17 protein-coding genes are annotated in these 17,214 nt (G+C 71.0%); 12 read left to right on the top strand and 5 right to left on the bottom strand.

Annotated elements, in window-relative coordinates:
- Window positions 1–408 precede the first annotated feature (408 nt).
- Genes CP983_RS04440 through CP983_RS04460 form a run of 5 tightly spaced genes read left to right on the top strand, consistent with a single transcriptional unit; the run spans window position 409 to window position 3,990 of the window.
- Entirely contained in the window at window positions 409–882 is a 474-nt protein-coding gene (locus tag CP983_RS04440; protein WP_107908714.1) for a carboxymuconolactone decarboxylase family protein, read from the top strand.
- A 36-nt stretch (window positions 883–918) separates the two neighbouring features.
- Complete coding sequence (locus CP983_RS04445) at window positions 919–1,323, top strand: cupin domain-containing protein (RefSeq protein WP_150498595.1); 405 nt, start codon at window positions 919–921, stop codon at window positions 1,321–1,323.
- A 22-nt stretch (window positions 1,324–1,345) separates the two neighbouring features.
- Window positions 1,346–2,566 carry a macrolide family glycosyltransferase gene (locus CP983_RS04450; protein WP_150498596.1) on the top strand — a complete coding sequence of 407 codons (1,221 nt, stop codon included), beginning with the start codon at window positions 1,346–1,348 and terminating at the stop codon, window positions 2,564–2,566.
- Window positions 2,567–2,569: 3 nt separating this feature from the next.
- Window positions 2,570–3,055 carry a hypothetical protein gene (locus CP983_RS04455; protein ID WP_150498597.1) on the top strand — a complete coding sequence of 162 codons (486 nt, stop codon included), beginning with the start codon at window positions 2,570–2,572 and terminating at the stop codon, window positions 3,053–3,055.
- The gene (locus CP983_RS04460) at window positions 3,052–3,990 is read left to right on the top strand and encodes a hypothetical protein (protein WP_150498598.1); all 939 of its coding nucleotides are present in this window, start codon (window positions 3,052–3,054) and stop codon (window positions 3,988–3,990) included. The genes CP983_RS04455 and CP983_RS04460 overlap by 4 nt, the downstream gene beginning before the upstream one ends.
- Before the next feature lie 8 nt (window positions 3,991–3,998).
- Here the strand turns inward: CP983_RS04460 and CP983_RS04465 are convergent, their stop codons facing one another.
- Complete coding sequence (locus tag CP983_RS04465; RefSeq protein ID WP_150498599.1) at window positions 3,999–4,898, bottom strand: UTP--glucose-1-phosphate uridylyltransferase; 900 nt, start codon at window positions 4,896–4,898, stop codon at window positions 3,999–4,001.
- A gap of 168 nt (window positions 4,899–5,066) precedes the next feature.
- On the opposite strand from CP983_RS04465, the gene CP983_RS04470 reads away from it, so the two are divergent.
- From CP983_RS04470 to CP983_RS04495, 6 genes are all read left to right on the top strand, one after another.
- Window positions 5,067–5,831 (top strand): class I SAM-dependent methyltransferase, encoded by a 765-nt coding sequence (locus CP983_RS04470; protein WP_150498600.1) that lies wholly within the window; start codon window positions 5,067–5,069, stop codon window positions 5,829–5,831.
- Window positions 5,832–5,914: 83 nt separating this feature from the next.
- Complete coding sequence (locus CP983_RS04475; protein WP_150498601.1) at window positions 5,915–6,811, top strand: RNA polymerase sigma-70 factor; 897 nt, start codon at window positions 5,915–5,917, stop codon at window positions 6,809–6,811.
- Between the two features lie 159 nt (window positions 6,812–6,970).
- The gene (locus CP983_RS04480; protein ID WP_150498602.1) at window positions 6,971–7,465 is read left to right on the top strand and encodes an Ohr family peroxiredoxin; all 495 of its coding nucleotides are present in this window, start codon (window positions 6,971–6,973) and stop codon (window positions 7,463–7,465) included.
- A 99-nt stretch (window positions 7,466–7,564) separates the two neighbouring features.
- On the top strand, window positions 7,565–8,800 hold the full coding sequence (locus tag CP983_RS04485) for an NAD(P)/FAD-dependent oxidoreductase (RefSeq protein ID WP_373309784.1): 1,236 nt from the start codon (window positions 7,565–7,567) through the stop codon (window positions 8,798–8,800).
- 132 nt (window positions 8,801–8,932) lie between these two features.
- Entirely contained in the window at window positions 8,933–10,633 is a 1,701-nt protein-coding gene (locus tag CP983_RS04490; RefSeq protein ID WP_167537873.1) for an FAD-dependent oxidoreductase, read from the top strand.
- A 114-nt stretch (window positions 10,634–10,747) separates the two neighbouring features.
- Entirely contained in the window at window positions 10,748–11,494 is a 747-nt protein-coding gene (locus CP983_RS04495) for an SDR family oxidoreductase (RefSeq protein WP_150498604.1), read from the top strand.
- Window positions 11,495–11,604: 110 nt separating this feature from the next.
- Here the strand turns inward: CP983_RS04495 and CP983_RS04500 are convergent, their stop codons facing one another.
- Together CP983_RS04500 and CP983_RS43845 are read right to left on the bottom strand one after the other, a co-directional pair.
- Window positions 11,605–12,279: a sigma-70 family RNA polymerase sigma factor gene (locus CP983_RS04500; protein WP_107908737.1), complete on the bottom strand. Its 675-nt coding sequence runs from the start codon at window positions 12,277–12,279 to the stop codon at window positions 11,605–11,607.
- Between the two features lie 91 nt (window positions 12,280–12,370).
- On the bottom strand, window positions 12,371–12,634 hold the full coding sequence (locus tag CP983_RS43845; RefSeq protein ID WP_167537642.1) for a WhiB family transcriptional regulator: 264 nt from the start codon (window positions 12,632–12,634) through the stop codon (window positions 12,371–12,373).
- A gap of 205 nt (window positions 12,635–12,839) precedes the next feature.
- Here CP983_RS43845 and CP983_RS04510 point away from each other — a divergent pair, with 205 nt between their 5' ends.
- Complete coding sequence (locus CP983_RS04510) at window positions 12,840–13,556, top strand: sigma-70 family RNA polymerase sigma factor family protein (protein ID WP_229914637.1); 717 nt, start codon at window positions 12,840–12,842, stop codon at window positions 13,554–13,556.
- A 20-nt stretch (window positions 13,557–13,576) separates the two neighbouring features.
- On the opposite strand, the gene CP983_RS04515 is transcribed toward CP983_RS04510, so the two are convergent.
- Both CP983_RS04515 and CP983_RS04520 read right to left on the bottom strand, forming a co-directional pair.
- The gene (locus CP983_RS04515; RefSeq protein ID WP_150498607.1) at window positions 13,577–15,373 is read right to left on the bottom strand and encodes a stealth family protein; all 1,797 of its coding nucleotides are present in this window, start codon (window positions 15,371–15,373) and stop codon (window positions 13,577–13,579) included.
- A gap of 30 nt (window positions 15,374–15,403) precedes the next feature.
- Complete coding sequence (locus CP983_RS04520) at window positions 15,404–17,074, bottom strand: stealth family protein (RefSeq protein ID WP_229914638.1); 1,671 nt, start codon at window positions 17,072–17,074, stop codon at window positions 15,404–15,406.
- Between the last annotated feature and the right edge of the window lie 140 nt (window positions 17,075–17,214).

Here is a 17,214-nt window from a genome sequence, read left to right on the forward strand (position 1 = left end):
CGGGATGTCGTCGACCTGGCCCGGGCCGGTGCGGTCACGGACCGGGCGTCTGCCCGGCGCGGGGGCGCGGGCGCGCGAGTGCACGCAGAGGGCGGCCGCCCCGGGGGATGGGCGGCCGCCCCGTCGGAACGACCTGGGCCGGGACCCGCCGGGACGCGGGGCGTCGGCTCAGGTCAGACGGCGTGTTCTGCGGGTTCTCTCGGATGCGGCACGGTGAGAGTCTCGGTCCGCGGGTACGGGAAAAACCCTAGTAACGCCGAGGCCGCCTCGGGCACTGCCGCGCCCCCGAGGTGCGGTCCTCGGCGAACAGTGGTGAGACGTGGTTCACACATGCCGTGCTGTCACACCTTGCGGCCCCGTTCGGTCAGTGCTGTGTAGGCCATCCCGAACGGCAAGGAGAACATCACCGTGGAACCGCGTCTCGACTACTTCGGAAACCCCCTCGCGGGAAAGGTGCTGCGGCACATCAACTCGGCGAGCAAGCTGCTCGCGGACTCGTCCCTGCCGATCACGATCCAGGAACTGGTGAAGATCCGCGCCAGCCAGATCAACGGCTGCGGCTTCTGCACGGACATGCACACCAAGGACGCCGCCGAGGCCGGTGAGACCGCGCAGCGCCTGAACCTGGTCGCGGCCTGGCGGGAGGCCAAGGTCTTCACGGAGGCCGAGCGCGCCGCCCTGGAGCTGGCGGAGCAGGGCACCCGTATCGCCGACGCGGCCGGCGGCGTCACCGACGAGGCCTGGGCCGACGCGGCGAAGCACTTCGACGAGGAGCAACTCGTGGCGCTGATCTCGCTGCTCGGCGTCATCAACGCCTACAACCGCATCAACGTCATCAACCAGCAGCCCGCCGGGGACTACCAGCCCGGCCAGTTCGGCTGACCGCCACGCCACCCCCGTACGAAAGGAGCGGTCGGCATGTCGTATCCGAAGCGGGTCTACGACGGTGACGGCGGCGAGATCAACGCGGACTTCCGGCCGGCGGACACCCCGCCGGACGTCGGCACCGCCGGCGCGGACGCCATCCACTACCTGGCGACCACGACCACCACGCGCGGCGAATTCGGGCTCTACCGGGTCGAGATGAGCGCGCGGGCGGGCGGCCCGAAGACCCACTTCCACCGCACCATCTCGGAGTCCTTCTTCATCCTCGGGGGTACCGTGCGGCTCTTCGACGGCGAACAGTGGGTCGACGCCCGGCAGGGCGACTTCCTGCACGTCCCGCAGGGCGGGCTGCACGCCTTCCGCAACGACTCCGACACCCCGGCCGAGATGGAGCGGGCGAGGTTCTTCGACGAACACGACTCGTACTTCGTGGAGTAGGCGGGAAACGGGAGACAGGGCTGTGAGCACCATCGCGTTCCTCAACATCGGCATGCACGGGCACATCAATCCGACGCTGCCGGTGGTGGCCGAGCTCGTCCGGCGCGGGCACACGGTCACATACCACACCTCGCCGGCGTTCCGTCAGGAGATCGAGGCCACGGGCGCGTCCGTGCGTCTCTACCCCGGCGGCGAGCAGCCGTTGCCCGATCCCCCGACGCCGGTCACCCTGCTGGAGTCGCTCGCGACCACGAGTCTGCGTCTGCTGCCCACCGTGCTGGACGACCTGCGCCGCGACGGGCCCGACCTGATCGTCCACGACAGTTCCTGTCTGTGGGGCGCGGTGGCGGCACGCGAACTGGGTGTGCCGGCGGCCTCGTCGTTCACCACGTTCGCCTTCAACCGGCAGGTGCCGAGCCCCACGCACGCCTCGTGGGATCTGCTGGCGGCGGCTCGTGGTCAACTCGGGAGTGTACGGGGCTACTTGCGGGCCCGCCGGGAGCTGCGCCGCCGGTTCGACGCGCGCGGGCTGCCGCCGCTCGACCTGCTGAACATCCGCCAGGGGCTCAACCTGGTGTACACATCACGGGCGTTCCAGCCCGCCGTCGAGCACTTCGACGAGTCCTACCGGTTCGTCGGCCCGAGCATCGGTGCCCGCCCGGCCGATCCGTCGTTCGACGCCGGCCGGCTCCGGAGTCCGGTGCTGTACGCCTCGCTCGGCACGGTGTTCGGCGCCGATCCGAAGCTGCTGCGTACGTTCGCCGTCGCGCTCGCCCCGCTGGGCGGCACGGTGATCGTGTCCACCGGGCAGACCGACCCCGGGGCTCTGGGGCCGCTGCCCGCCAATGTGGTTCCGCTGCGTTTCGTACCGCAGTTGGAGGTTCTGGACCGTGCGGCGCTGTTCGTCACCCACGGTGGGATGAACAGTGTCAACGAGGCCATGCAGGCGGGGGTCCCGATGCTGGTGGTCCCGCAGGGCGCCGACCAGCCGATGACGGCGGCTCGTGTGGTCGAGCTCGGCGCGGGTCTGTCGATCCGTACCGAGGACGTCGACAAGGGCTCGGTGCGCGCCCTCGCCCGACGTCTGCTGCACGAGCCCGCCTTCCGGGAGGCGGCGGCCACTCTGAAGGCCGCCCAGCGTGACGCGGGCGGCTACCGGAGGGCGGCCGCCGAACTGGAGCAGTACATGCACGTGGCGGGCGCTGCCCGCCGACCGGTCACCGATCCGGCACGGCGGGGCTGAGTCATGTCCCTCGTCATCGTGCTGCTGCTGTTCGCCGGGCTGTCGGAGGCCGCCGGGCGCATCCTCCCGCTGCTGGCGCGCCGGCCGGGCATGCCCCGGAACCTGGTGGTCGGGCTGCTGATCGGCGCCGGTCTGGTCGAGGCCGCCGTATTCACGCTGTGGCCGCTGACCGCGTGGACCCTGGCCGAGCTGCCGGTGTCCTCCCCTCCGGCGGGCGAGGCCCTGGAGTGGACGCCGGGTCTGGCCGCCCCGCTGCTGCTGTGCGCCGTGCTCGCGTTCCCGCTGCTCGGACCCCTGCTCCACCTGGTGCTGTTCGTGGCGGTCGGCGCCGGTCTGGCCGGACCGCTCGCTGCGGCAACCGACCTCGGCTGGTGGGGCGCCGCCGGCTGCGTGGCCGTCGCCGGGGTGGGACTGGGCCTTGCCGTGGAAGCCGTACGGCGGCTGGTCGTGCGGCTCAGCACGCCTCGTACACCGGAGCCGATCTCATGAACGACTTCCTGCTCTGGGCCTGCGTGCTCGGGCCCGTCCTGCTCGCCGAGGGGCTGCTGGCCCGCTACGAGGTGCTGGCCTACAGCGCCGGCTTCCGGGCACCCACCACCGAGCTGCCCGAGGGCATGCCCTACGCCCGGGGCGCGGCCGCCGACGCTCCCCCGGCGGCGTACCTGGTCTACCTGGACGGCATCGGCAAGCGCCGCGTGCGGGACACCCGGGACGGCGGGCAGCTGGTCAAGGCGGTGCTCGCCGGGGCGCCCGAGCTGCGGGTTTTGGGCCAGGTGCAGCCCTACTCGCCACTGGCCGACCCGCTCGCCGACCGTCCGGTGTGGGCGTGGCTGCGCCGGCACATCGGTCTGCTGCTGTTCCTGCACAACGTCATGCAGATCTTCGTCGCCGCCGACCACCGCTACCGGCCCCTGTACAACCGGGCCGTCGGCTCCCAGATCGCCACGCAGCTGCGGCTGGCCGGCTACCGGCCCGGCAGCGGGGTGCCGGTCGTGCTGCTCAGCTACAGCGGCGGGGCGCAGGTCGCCACCGGCGCGGTCGGTGAACTGCACGCCCGGCTGCGCTGCCCGCTCGTGGTGATCACGCTCGGCGGGTTCCACAACGGCGCCAACGACCTCTCACGAGTCGAGCAGCTGCACCGCCTCACCAGTGCGTACGACCGGATCGAGCGGGTCGGCACCTGGATGTTCCCGCAGCGCTGGCCCCTGTTCCGCGGGAGCGGCTGGAACCGGGCCCGGCGCGCCGGGAAGGTCACCGTGCATCGGCTCGATCCGGCGACCCACCTCGGCCCCCGCAGCTACATCAGCCGGGACCGGACGCTACCCGACGGGCGCAGCCTTCTCGACCGCACGACCGACACGGTGATCTCCCTCATCCGCGCCCGGCAGGACGCGCCGGCGGCGACGGACCGGCCCGTGCCGTGAGCGCCCGGTCAGCCGGCGTCGTCGAGTCCGGCGACCAGTCCGCGCAGGAGAGGGCCGTACTCGGGGTGGGCGAGGGCGGACGCCATCTGGGCGACCAGGTAGTCGGCCGGATTGCCGGTGTCGTACCAGCGGCCCTTGATGACCTGCCCGTACACCGCGCGGGTGGCGGCGTAGGCGTTGATGGCGTCGGTCAGATAGACCTCGCCGGTCCGGTGCTCGTACCAGCGGCGGGTCTGCTCGCGCAGTTCGTCGATGATGCCGGGGGTGACGACGTACCCGCCGATGGCCGCGTACGAGGACGGGGCGGAGGCGGGCTCGGGCTTCTCGACCAGGCCGGTGATGCGCAGCTGGCCGTCCCCGAGGTCCTCCTTGACGATGGGGACGCCGTAGCGCTGGGACTCGGTCGGGTCCATGGGCAGCAGGGCCAGCACCGGGCAGCCGGTCTGCTCGTAGGCACGGATCAGCTGCTGGGCGCGGGGCACCTCGGCCACGAAGACGTCGTCGGGCCACAGCACGAGCACCGGTTCGTCGCCGAAGGAGCGGGCGGCGTTCAGCACCGGGGTGCCGTTGCCGTACGGGCCGTACTGGTCGAGGTAGGTGATGTGGCCCTTGCGGGCCAGCTCGGCGACCTCCTCGACGGCGTCGGCGTAGGCCGTCTTGCCGTCGGTGCGGAGCTGTTCGACGAGGGCGGGGTTGGGGCGGAAGTGGTCCTGGATGAGGCTCTTGCCGCCGGAGACCACGATGGTGATGTCGGTGATTCCGGAGTCCACCAGCTCGCGCACGGTGTGCTCGATGACCGGCTTGTCGCCGACCGGGAGCATCTCCTTGGGTGTCGCCTTCGTCAGGGGCAGCAGTCGGGAGCCGAGTCCGGCGGCGGGGATCACAGCCCTGCGGATCGTCGGGGACATCGCATCTCTCTCGGTCGGTCGGCGCGTCGCACCGGCAGGCGCGGCACGATCGACGCTACCAACGCCTGTCACGACCCCGCCGGGCGCCCACCGGCGCAGCCCGCGCCGCCGGCGCTCCCCCGTCGAGCCCACTGTCACAGATGGGCCCTCCGGCCTGTCTATCTCTATATGCCTCTCCTGCCAGATGTCACCGTTGATCCGCCGAGCCCGGAGCCACGGGACGCCTACGAGGTCAGTGCCGAGTTCTACGACATCCTTCAGGCGGACCGGGACAGGGCCCGGGTGCACCGGTTCTACGCCCGCGACGTGCGTACCGCCCGCAGGGGCGTGCTGGACGTCGGTGCCGGGACCGGGCGGGTCACGCTCATGAGCCTCGCCGAGTCGCGGGTTCCCGTGCACGCGGTCGAGCCGACGCGCTGCATGCGGTCGCTGCTGATGACCCGCCTCGCGGCCCTGCCCGCCGGCATGAGGACGCGGGTCACCGTGCACCCCCAGGGGCTCGGCGAGGCCGGGCTGCGGGAGGTCGCGGACGTGGCGATATGCCACAACACGATCGGCTGTCTCCCGCCGGACGCGCGCCGCGCCCTGTGGCCGGCCGTCGCCGAAGCGCTGCTGCCGGGCGGGGTGCTCCTCGTCCATCTCCCGCCCGACCGCCTCCCCCGTGACGAGGCCACGCACGTCCTGCCGGCCCAGAAGGTCGGCCAGCACGTGTACGGAGGGCGCATGGTGATGTCGGCCGACGCGGACCGGATCCGTACCCGCTTCGAGTACTGGGTACGCGGCGCGCGGGGTGTCCTGCGCGAGTACACGGAGACGTTCTGGATGTGGCCGGCCTCCCTGGCGGAAGTGATCGCGGAGCTCGCGGGCTCCGGGTTCGTACCGCTGCCCGGACGGGCCGATCCCGCCGTGCTGACCGTGCGGCTCGGGCGTTGAAGGACGTCCGGCGGAGGCGGCCCCGGCCGCGCGTCCGGCCCTACCCGCTTGTAGCCTGGTCGTCCAGGACTGGAGGACATTCCATGCGCGCCGAGGACGGCACCGACTCCCTCGACCGGGCAGCACAGCAGTTCATGGCGGCGCGCCCCCAGCTCTTCGGTATCGCCTACCGCATCCTCGGCACCGCCGCGGAGGCCGAGGACGTCGTCCAGGACGCGTGGCTGCGGTGGCAGAAGACCGACCGCGGCGAGATCAAGGAGCCGGCCGCGTTCCTCGCGACCGTCACCGCCCGGCTGGCGATCAACGTCGCCCAGTCCGCCAGGATGCGGCGTGAGTCGTACACCGGGCCCTGGCTGCCGGAGCCGGTCGACACCAAAGCGGATCCGCAGCTGGGTGCCGAGCGGGCCGAGGCGCTCGACATGGCGGTGCTCCTGCTCCTGGAGAAGCTCAACCCCGTGGAACGGGCCGCGTATGTGCTGCGGGAGGCCTTCGACTACCCGTACAAGCGGATCGCGGAGATCCTGGAGACGAACGAGGCGAACACCCGCCAGCTGGTGACCCGGGCCCGCAAGCACATGACGGCGGAGCGCAAGGAGCCGGTCAGTTCGACCGCGCACAAGCGCCTGCTGGAGGTGTTCCTCGACGCGGCCCGGACCGGCAGCCTGTCGGGGCTGGAGAACGTCCTCGCGGAGGACGTGGTCAGCTACGCCGACGGCGGCGGCATCCGCGGGGCGTCCAAGATCCCGGTCGTCGGCCGGCTGCACGTCTCCAAGTACCTCGTCGCCTTCGCCCCGCGGTTCTGGCCGCCGGCGGAGGTCCGCTGGGTCGAGGCCAACGGCCGGCCGGCGGTCCTCGTGTCGGCCGAGGGAAACCCGGTGGCGCTGCTCTGCGTCGACGTCTCCGAGCGGGGCATCGAACGCATCATGTGGGTCATGAACCCGGCCAAGCTCGCTCCCTACGTGGCGTCGCTGACCGACTGAGGCCGACGGCCGCACCCCTCCTCGCGCCGACGGGTGTCACAGGTTCGGTGACTCGTCGGTCAACCTGCCACACCCTCGACCAGGCTGAGGTGCGGCGAAGATGGCATGTGGAGTGACCGGTGCGGGGGTCCCGCCCCGCTGCCGGGCGGGAGGCGCCCGATGAGCGAGCCGTTCGAGTTGCCGGGACTGTCCGCCGAGAAGGACTACGCCGGTGAGTCCTTCGCCCCCATCTACACCACCACGGTGACGGTGAACGGCGGCCCTTCGAGTCACGGACGGGCCTCCGGCAGGGCACGCTCGTCCGACGGGGTCCTCGACATCGACCTGCGCATGCCCGCCGAACTGGGCGGCGACGGCCGGGGCACGAACCCCGAGCAGCTGTTCGCGGCCGGGTTCGCCGCCTGCTTCCACGGCGCCCTGAGCCTGGTGGCACGCCAGGAGGAACTCGACCCGGCCCCGATCGCCGTCGAGGCCACCGTGTCCTTCGGCCGCGACCCCGGCGACGGCGGCTACCTGCTGCACATCGACCTGCTGGTCGGCTGGCCGGACATCGACCCGGAGATCGCCGCCCCACTCCTGGAGAGGGCCGACTCGCTGTGCCCGTACGCACGGATGGCCTGGCGGGGAACACCGACGACGATCACCTTGGCGTAGGAGATCTCTGTGTCACAGACCGGGGAGCTGCACGGTCTGACGAGGTGACCCTCCGGACACCCGACTCGCCGTGTGCGACATCCGAGACGAGGAATCCCCGTGAACAACTTTGTGATCGTCGGCGGCGGCCTTGCCGCAGGCAAGGCGGCGGAGAAGCTGCGGGAGCACGGCCACAGCGGCCGGATCGTCATCGTCGGTGACGAACGTGAGAAGCCGTACGTGCGGCCGCCGCTGTCGAAGGGCTATCTGCTGGGCACGGAGGAGCGCGATTCGATCTTCGTGCATCCCGACGACTGGTACCTGGACAACGACGTCGAGCTGCTGCTCGGCACGCGCGCGAGCGCCATCGAGCCGAGCGCCCGGCAGGTGGCCCTGGAGGACGGCCGTCAGCTCTCCTACGACCAGCTCCTGCTGGCGACCGGATCGTCGCCGCGGCGGCTGGCCGTCCCGGGGGCCGACCTCGACAACGTCCTGTACCTGCGCCGGGTGGAGGACAGCGAACGGCTCAAGGCCGCCTTCCGGGCGGGCAGGAACATCGTCGTGATCGGCGGCGGATGGATCGGCCTGGAGACCGCGGCGGCCGCCCGGACGGCCGGCGCCGACGTGACCGTCCTCGAACACTCGGAGCTTCCGCTGCTGAAGGTGCTGGGGCGGGAGGCGGCCGAGGTGTTCGCCGCGCTGCACGCCGACCACGGCGTCGAACTCCTGCCGAACGCGGGGGTGGAGTCGCTCACCGGGACCGACGGCAGGGTGAGCGGGGTGCGGCTCGCCGACGGCCGGCACGTGCCCGCGGACGCCGTGGTCGTCGGCATCGGCATCACCCCGAACGTGGGGCTCGCCGAGGACGCGGGCCTGGAGGTGAACAACGGCATCGTGACCGACGAGCACCTGCGGACCTCGGTGGACGGCATCCTCGCCGCCGGTGACGTCGCCAACGCCCGCCACCCGCTGCTCGGCCGTCACCTGCGGGTCGAGCACTGGGCCAACGCCCTGCACCAGCCGGAGGTCGCCGCGCTGAGCATGCTCGGCAGGGACGCCGTGTACGACCGGCTGCCGTACTTCTTCACCGATCAGTACGACCTCGGCATGGAGTACACGGGCCATGTGGAGCCGGGTGGCTACGACCGTGTCGTCTTCCGGGGCGAGCCGTCCGAGCGCCGGTTCATCGCGTTCTGGATGGCGGGCCGTCGGGTGCTGGCCGGGATGAACGTCAACGTGTGGGACGTCGTCGACGCGATCCGCACGCTCATCACCTCCGGCGCGGACGTCGACGACAAGCTCCTCGCCGATCCCGACGTTCCCCTGGACCGCGTCCTGTCCGGACACGACAAGTGACGACGAACACACGCAGAAGGGACCCCCGGGCGCCGGAAGACTGTCACAGATGAGCCGCCGGTCCGGTCGTAACTGGTGACATCCCCCCGATCGGAGAAGACCGTGGCTATCACCGAACAACGTCTTTCCACCATGGTGCTGGTGATCGGCACCGGCGGTGCGGGTCTGCGCGCGGCGATCGAACTGGCCGAGGCCGGTGTCGACGTCCTCGCGGTCGGCAAGCGCCCCAAGGAGGACGCACACACGGCGCTGGCCGCCGGCGGCATCAACGCGGCCCTGGCCACGATGGACCCCGAGGACAGCTGGCAGCAGCACGCGGCGGACACGATCAAGGAGAGCTATCTGCTCGCCGATCCCCGCACCGTCGAGATCGTCACCCAGGGCGCCGCCCGCGGCATCGACGACCTGGAGCGGTACGGCATGGCCTTCGCCCGCGAGGAGGACGGCCGTATCTCCCAGCGGTTCTTCGGCGCGCACAAGTTCCGGCGGACCGCGTTCGCCGGCGACTACACCGGTCTGGAGATCCAGCGCACGCTCATCAGGCGAGCCCAGCAGCTCGACATCCCCGTGCTCGACGGTGTCTACATCACCCGGCTGCTGGTGCACGACGGCGCCGTCTTCGGTGCCTACGGCTTCGACCTCGCGAGCGGGCGGCGCTACCTGATCCAGGCGGACGCGGTGATCCTCGCCGCGGGCGGCCACACGCGGATCTGGCGGCGCACCTCCTCGCGGCGCGACGAGAACACCGGCGACTCCTTCCGGCTGGCCGTGGACGCGGGCGCGCGGCTGCGCGACGCCGAGCTGGTGCAGTTCCACCCCTCCGGGATCATCGAGCCGGAGAACGCGGCCGGGACCCTGGTCAGCGAGGCCGCCCGCGGCGAGGGCGGGATCCTGCGCAACGCCCTCGGGGAGCGGTTCATGGCCCGCTACGACCCCGACCGGATGGAGCTGTCCACGCGCGACCGGGTGGCCCTGGCCTCGTACACGGAGATCAAGGAAGGGCGGGGCACGCCCAACGGCGCGGTGTGGCTCGACGTCTCCCATCTGCCCCGGCAGACGATCATGACGCGGCTCCCCCGCGTCTACCAGACGCTGCTCGACCTGCAGATGCTGGACATCACCCGCGAGCCCATCGAGATCGCGCCGACCGCGCACTACTCGATGGGCGGGGTGTGGGTGCGTCCCGAGGATCACAGCACGGACGTGGCCGGGCTGTACGCCATCGGTGAGGCGTCGAGCGGGCTGCACGGAGCGAACCGGCTCGGCGGGAACAGCCTCATCGAGCTGCTGGTCTTCGGCCGGATCACGGGGCAGGCGGCGGCCGCCTACTCGCAGTCCCTGACCGCGCAGCGGCGTTCGGCGGCGGCCGTCGCCGAGGCCCGTGCGGAGGTCGACGATCTGCTCGCCGCGGACGGGCCGGAGAACGTGCGCGCGCTGCAGCGCGCCATCCGCAACACCATGACGGAGCACGCGGGGGTCGTACGCGACGAGGAGGGCCTGCGGGCGGGCCTCGCGGAGCTCTCTGTGATCGAGAAGCGGATGGCGGACGTCGGCGTGCACCCGGACATCGCCGGCTATCAGGACCTCGCGCACGCCTTCGACCTGAAGTCGGCTGCCATGGCCGCCCGGGCCACGCTCGAATCGGCGCTGGAGCGTCGCGAGACGCGTGGCTGCCACAACCGCAGCGATCACCCCGACCAGGATCCGGCTCTGCGGGTGAATCTCGTGTGGTCCCCGGCGACCGGTGTGACCCGCGAGAGCATCCCGGATGTTCCGGACGAGATTTCCGCGCTGATGCAGGAAGTCTCGACCGAAGGAAAGCTTGTCGAATGAGCCGAGGGCGCCGGGCGGAAAAACTTCCGGATTTCTGCCCGGGGCCTGTCACAGGCAGAACCCCTGCCCTGTCAATTCTGGTGCAGAACGAATTTTCTCCGAGAGGAATCCGTCATGAAGGTCGTAGTGATCGGTGGAACCGGGCTCATCGGCTCGAAGCTGGTCGGCAAGCTGAACGAGCACGGGCACGAGGCGGTCGCGGCCGCGCCCAACACCGGCGTCAACACCCTCACGGGAGAGGGTCTCGCGGAGGTGCTGAAGGGCGCGTCGGTCGTGGTCGACGTGTCCAACTCGCCCTCGTGGGAGGACGAGGCCGTCCTGACCTTCTTCCGGACCTCCACCGCCAACCTGCTCCAGGCGGAGGCCGAGGCCGGTGAGACGCACCACGTGGCGCTGTCCGTGGTCGGCACCGACCGGCTCCAGGAGAGCGGGTACTTCCGTGCCAAGCAGGCGCAGGAAGAGCTGATCAAGGCGTCCGGCATGCCCTACTCCATCGTCCACGCCACCCAGTTCTTCGAGTTCATCAAGGGGATCGCGGACATCTCGACGGACGGTGACACCGTGCACATGTCCTCGGCCAAGTTCCAGCCGATCTACTCCGACGACGTGGCGGCGGCCGTCGGCCGCACCGCGGTGGGCGCGCCCGTCAACGGCGTGGTGGAGATCGCCGGCCCCGAGGTGTTCCAGCTCGACGAGCTGATCCGGAAGACCCTCGCCGACGCGAACGACCCCCGCACGGTCGTCACGGACCCGAAGGCCGGCTACTCCGGTGCCCAGCTCCAGGAGACGACGCTCCTGCCGGGTCCGGACGCGCACATCGCGGAGACCAAGCTGTCCGACTGGATGGCGCGGCAGCAGTAGAACACGGCCGGAAAGTGGCCCCTGCCGACGGGCAGGGGCCATTCCCCGTCATTTGATGTCTCCACTCATTTGATGTCTGCGCTTCGGATTCGCCTTCATGACCGGTCGGTTTATGCGTGCGCGTCCGTCGAGAGGACCGCTTCCAGATGCGCGAGGTCGCCGTACTGGGCCGCGGCGAGGAATGCCTGGACGAGCCGGCGGTGCGCGACGGAGTCCACGGGCTGCCGGGGACGGTCCGCGGCGAGCCGCTCCTGGGCCCTCGACGCCTGCTGCCTGGTGTTGTCGACGCCGATGCCCAGGAGCTCGGCGATCCGGCCGTACGGGTAGTCGAAACCCTCCCGCAGGACGTACACCGCACGCTGCCTGGGTGTCAGCGTCTGCATCAGCAGGCGGACCGCTCCTTCGGCGACGTCGTGCCGCTCCGCCACCGCTTCCGGTGTGGCGTCGAGGTCCGTGGACTCCGGGAGCCAGGGACTGGCGCAGGACTCCCGGCGCTTCCAAGCGGACTGGACGAGGTTGATCGCGAGGCGGGCGGTGGTCGTCCTGAGCAGCGCCGAAGGGTTGCGGACGACGGTGCGGTCGGCCCGCTGCCAGCGCAGCCAGGCTTCCTGGATGACGTCCTCCGCCTCGTCGGTGTCACCGACGATCCGATGGGCGATCTTGAAGAGACCGGGTCTGGCCTGCATGAACACCGATGTGGCGTCGTCGGGTACGACCATCGCCGGGGCGGCCGTCCCGACCGCCCCCTTCCGGCCTGGCCCGGCTTCGACCAGATGCGTCTCCACGACCGGCTCCCTGGCTCGGTGGGTCGGCGGCCCGAAAAGGGGCCTACTCCAACATCCCGCCACGGACGAGCGACCGCACCTCGCGGCCGGGTCAGGGTGTGACGCGTCCCGGGGAAGCGGGTACCGGGCGCCGGGTCATGGCCTGGCGTTCCTGTTCCGTGGTGCCGCCCCAGATGCCGTCCATCGGTCCCGCGTCGAGGGCCCAGGCGAGGCACTGCTCGCGCACCGGGCAGCGCCGGCAGACAGCCTTCGCCTCGTCCGTCTGGATCAGCGTCGGACCGCTGCCGCTGTGCCCGACGGGGAAGAACAGATCAGGGTCCTCGGCCTGGCAGCTCGCCCTTTCACGCCATTCCACGGAAGACCTCCTCGGCGATCGGCTGCCGGTGCCGCACGGGGCGCGGCACGGCCCGTCACTGCTGTGACCGGATGGCGGCCGTTTTCGTGACAGGCGGGCCCCTGTCACAGGGCGCGGGCCTGTCCGGTCACACCTGACGAGCGGACGCATCACGAGAACGATGCGGTGGTCGTCCTGGGGAGCTGCGCGCGAGGGAGGTCGGGTTGTGGCGGGTGCGGACGATGCGGTGTCGCTGGTGGAGTTGGTGGACGAGCGGCGGCATCTGCTGGATGTGGCGTTCTGGATGCTGGGCAGCGGGCGCGAGGCCGAGCGTGTGATCGACGAGGCGTACCGGCGGTGGTTCGGGCTGCCGGACGCGGAGCGGACCCGGATCTCGGAGCCGCGGTCGTGGTTGTGCCGGGTGGTGGGCGGCGCGTGCCTGTCCCGGCTGGCGTCACCGGGACAGTGCGGGACGGGCGCGGATGAGGTCGGTGGGGCGCTGGTGGACTCTTCGTCCCCGGCGGACCGGGCACGCCGGAGTCTGCGGGACCGGCGGGGGCGGCCGACGTCGGTGGAAGAGCACGACGCGGTGGTGCGGGCGGTGCGTGAGGCGTGTGCGCGTGAGGACGAGGAGGTGCTGGCGTCGTTGCTCGCGGCGGACACGGCGGCGTTCTTCGACGGTGGCGGGAAGGTCCGGGCGCTGATCAGGCCCGTGGAGGGAAGGGGGTCGGTGGCGCGGAGTCTGCTGACGCTGCTGGCGCGGCATCCTCGGACCACGCTGGACACGCATGCGGTCAACGGCCGGACCGGGCTGGTGGTGCGCTACGGCCGTCAGGTCGCTGCGGTCATCAGCCTCGACGTCGTCGGACCGCACGTCGTGCAGGTCTGGGTCACCCTCAACCCCGACAAACTCCGCACCTGGAATCACCCGGTCGGCCCGTGACGTCGCGCCGGCCCGGGCCTCTACCGCGCCAGGCGTTCCTGAGCCACTTCACCGCTCGGTATGACCGGGCGTGGGGCGATCACGGGTGCCGTCCCTTCGAATCGGCTGGGGAACGGGTACTTCCGTTCCAGGAAGTCGTGGATGACGGCCTGCGTCGCCGATCGCGCGGCCGGGTCGGTGTCCACGTCGTTGAGGCAGAAGAAGTCGATGTCCTCGCCGGCCGCGAGGCGGGCCAGGCGGCGCCGCATGTCCGGTGTGCCCAGTTGGACGTAGCGGAACCGGTAGTCGGCGGGGACGGCCCGGCCGCTCATGATCGCCCAGTGATGGTGGAGCGTGGACGCCGGAGCGACGTCCGAGGTGGAGCGGAAGCGCGAGTAGGAGGTCCGCTCGAGCTCCTCGATGCCGAGGCTCTCCATCTCCCGCATGACCGAGAGCAGTTGGGGATGCGGAGTGTGCAGCGACTTGTGGGTGATGTTCGTGCCGTGGAAGCGTCTGATCACCTCGCGGGCGTTCTTGCCCGCGGAGTTCGGGGCCGGCTCCAGCGGATGCGGGGCGCCGACGCCGAGCTTCAGCGGTGACAGCGGGATCCGGGCGATGCCGTTGCCGTGGAAGAAGTGCTCCGCCCGTACCGGGCGGTTGATGAAGACGTCGTCGTTGAAGTAGAGGTAGTGGTCCGACAGGCCACGGATGTGGTGCAGCCTGCTCTCTATGGCATGCGAGTTGAAGACGGGGAGCGCGTCCGCCGGGAGGATCTCCCGGTGGTCCACCACCGTCAGGCCCTCCGCGTCCGGGTCCAGCCAGGCGGGAAGCTGGGAGTCGGTCACGAGGTACACGTGCCGCACGAAGCCGGCGTACATCTCCAACGACCGCAGCGCGTACCTCAGTTCGTCGTGGTCGGTGTAGCGGGAGGCGCCGGTCTCGCGCGGGGCGATGACGTTGTCGGAGAGCGCCTGGTGGGCGCGCCGCTTCGCGGCCATCGCGGGGTCGTCCCCGTCGACCCAGGTGTACACGGCGTCGACGGGGAACCGCACCTCGTCGATGCCCGGCTCGGCGAACGGGGCGAACGTCGGCACGCTGCGGCCGCGCGACGCCACCGCGGCCGGCTGCTGCGCCGCCACCGGCAGCACCTCCGACACGGGGTTGCGGCGCGGGGCGACGAGCGCCGTGCCGAAGGTGTCCGGCAGCCGGCTGCCGGGCACGGTGAACCAGGACGGATCCCCCGAGGCGGTGCCGAAGTCCCGGCCGTGCCGCCAGAACTCGATGTCGCACCCCGTTTCGAGGCCGGTGAGCACCTGCTTCCCCGGGCCGAGGCGCACCACGCCGGTGCGGAGCACCGCGGCCCGCTTCAGCGCGCGCGGCAGCTTCCGGTCCGCCCACAGGGCCGCGTTCGTCACCGCTCCGTCGGCGCCGACGGCGGCGACGTACCCGACGGTGCCGGCGAAGCGCAGGGCGGCCTGCGAGAGGACCATGCCGCGGTACGTCTCCGCGACGCCGACGATCTGCCGCGGCCCGCCCTGCCCGAGGTCGGCGGGGACGAGGAAGTACGGGACGCCCAGCTCCTCCAGCAGGGCGCACACCCGGTCCAGATCGGCTTCAACGGCGTCCGCGGCGGTGTAACCCGCGACGGTACGGCCGTACAGCCGCATCGGTCCGAAGGTGACCCGGCGCAGTCCCGGGTCGGCGGCCCGCAGGCGCCGTCGGGGCCGGGCCGCGCGCAGCGCCCACAGCCGGGCCGACAGCCAGAGCCTCAGGCGTACCAGATTGCTCCGCACCGCCCGCACGCCCCCGAGCGTGGCAACGCGGTGACGGATGTCCATGCCCCCCATGTCCATGCCCCCCAGCCCCCGTCACTTCTGCTTCTCGAACGGACTCGCGAAGGGGAAGTAGTCCTCGAGGAACTCGTTCATCCGGACGCCGACCCGCTCCCGTTCCTCGGGCGGCACATCGACGTCGTTGAGGCAGAAGAAGTCGAAACGGCGGTTGCGGCGCAGGTCCGCCAGGCGTCCCTCGGCGTCCGGGCGGCTGATGTTCACGTACCGGAAGCTGTACTTCCCCGGTACGCCGTGGCCGGTCATCAATGCGTACTGGTAGAGCAGCGGAGCCGTCATGGCGAGGTCCTGCGGGGAGCGGAAGCGGGACGCCGTGGTGCGGGCGATGTCCTCGCGGAAGAGCTCTTCCAGGGTCTGAAGCGTCTCGCGCTGCTGCGGCAGCGGGGTGTGCATGAAGTTGTTCGTCGTCATCCGCCCGAACTTCTCCAGCAGCAGCCGGCGGACGTTCTTGTTCGCGGAGTTGGTGGCCGTCTCCTCGGCGTGCGGCTTGCCGACGCCCATCTTGAGCGGGGACACCGGGACCTTCATCAGGCCGCTGCCGTGGAAGAAGTGCTCCGCGGTGACCCGGCGGCCGACGAACACGTCGTCGTTGAAGTACAGATAGTGCTCCGACAGGCCCGGTATGTGGTGCAGCCGGGTCTCGATCGCGTGCGAGTTGAACACCGGCAGGACGCCCTCGGGAAAGATGTCGCGGTGGTCGACGACGGTGATTCCCGGGGCGCTGTCATCGAGCCAGTGCGGCTTCTGACCGTCGGTCACGAGGTAGATGTGCCGGACGAAGTCGGCGTACATCGCGAGCGACCGCAGCGAGTACTTCAGCTCGTCGTGGCTGGTGTAGCGGGAGGCGCCTGTCTCCTTGTCCAGGATCTCGGCGATGCCGCTCTCCTGGTAGCGGGCCCGCTTGGCCCGCATCCGCGGTTCCTCACCGTCCACCCAGGTGTAGACGATGTCGACGGGGAAGGTCACGTCGTTCACGGTCGGCAGGGTGAGCGGGGCGAAGCTCGGCAGCTCCCGCTCGCCCACCCGCACCGCGACCGGCTGCTGCTCGGCCGCCGGCAGTACGTCCGTGATGCCGTTGTTCCGTGGCGCGACGAGGGACTCGGCGAAGACGTCCTCGGACGCCTGCGGCTGCACCTTGGCCAGTCGGCGGGGACCGTCGTCGGAGGCGAGGAGGTGTGCCCCGTCGTCCCAGAACTCGACGTCGCAGGCGAGTTCCGGCCCGGCGAGCAACTGGCCCGAGGGACCAAGGTGGTTCTCGCCGATCCGCAGTACGGATGCCGTGCGCAGCGGGGTGGGCAGTACGCCGTCCATGAACAGGGCGGGGTTCTTGAGCTTGCCGCCGGGCAGCGGTCTGCCGATGAACACCGCCCTCCCCGCGTTCTGTTGCTCCAGGGTGGCGAGCAGGCGCTCCCGGTCGACGGTGTTCACGCCGACGGTGTGGCGGATGCGCGAGGCCGGTACCAGGAAGTACGGGACGCCTGCCTGCTCCAGGGCGGCGACGACCAGGCCGAGGTTGGCGGCGGCGGCCTCGGCGGCGCTGAACCGGGTCACGACCCGCCCGTAGAGCTGCTGCCCGCGCACGGCCACCGGGCGGAGCACCGGGTCCGTGACCGCGGCCCTGCGGCGCCGCCGCATGGTGCGCAGCTGCCAGACCTGTTCGGCGGCTTTCCGCTCGACTCGCGGTCTCATCCGCCGGGCAAAGGAACGCACGGTCACGTTCTGAGCTCCTCTTCATCAACCCCTGAACATCCCTGCGTTAGCCAGACAGACGCATGCGACAGAAGGTTGTAGAAGAGTTCTCCGAGAATTAACGACCGAAGGACCGTTGA

The sequence above is a fragment of the Streptomyces chartreusis genome (genome assembly GCF_008704715.1).
GTDB classification, from domain to species: domain Bacteria; phylum Actinomycetota; class Actinomycetes; order Streptomycetales; family Streptomycetaceae; genus Streptomyces; species Streptomyces chartreusis.

Coding starts and splice junctions, on each gene's coding strand:
- CP983_RS04445 (WP_150498595.1), top strand. CDS start 919: ATGTCGTATCCGAAGCGGGTCTACGACGGTGACGGCGGCGAGATCAAC.
- CP983_RS04455 (WP_150498597.1), top strand. CDS start 2,570: ATGTCCCTCGTCATCGTGCTGCTGCTGTTCGCCGGGCTGTCGGAGGCC.
- CP983_RS04460 (WP_150498598.1), top strand. CDS start 3,052: ATGAACGACTTCCTGCTCTGGGCCTGCGTGCTCGGGCCCGTCCTGCTC.
- CP983_RS04465 (WP_150498599.1), bottom strand. CDS start 4,898: ATGTCCCCGACGATCCGCAGGGCTGTGATCCCCGCCGCCGGACTCGGC.
- CP983_RS04470 (WP_150498600.1), top strand. CDS start 5,067: ATGCCTCTCCTGCCAGATGTCACCGTTGATCCGCCGAGCCCGGAGCCA.
- CP983_RS04475 (WP_150498601.1), top strand. CDS start 5,915: ATGCGCGCCGAGGACGGCACCGACTCCCTCGACCGGGCAGCACAGCAG.
- CP983_RS04480 (WP_150498602.1), top strand. CDS start 6,971: ATGAGCGAGCCGTTCGAGTTGCCGGGACTGTCCGCCGAGAAGGACTAC.
- CP983_RS04490 (WP_167537873.1), top strand. CDS start 8,933: ATGGTGCTGGTGATCGGCACCGGCGGTGCGGGTCTGCGCGCGGCGATC.
- CP983_RS04495 (WP_150498604.1), top strand. CDS start 10,748: ATGAAGGTCGTAGTGATCGGTGGAACCGGGCTCATCGGCTCGAAGCTG.
- CP983_RS04515 (WP_150498607.1), bottom strand. CDS start 15,373: ATGGACATCCGTCACCGCGTTGCCACGCTCGGGGGCGTGCGGGCGGTG.
- CP983_RS04520 (WP_229914638.1), bottom strand. CDS start 17,074: ATGAGACCGCGAGTCGAGCGGAAAGCCGCCGAACAGGTCTGGCAGCTG.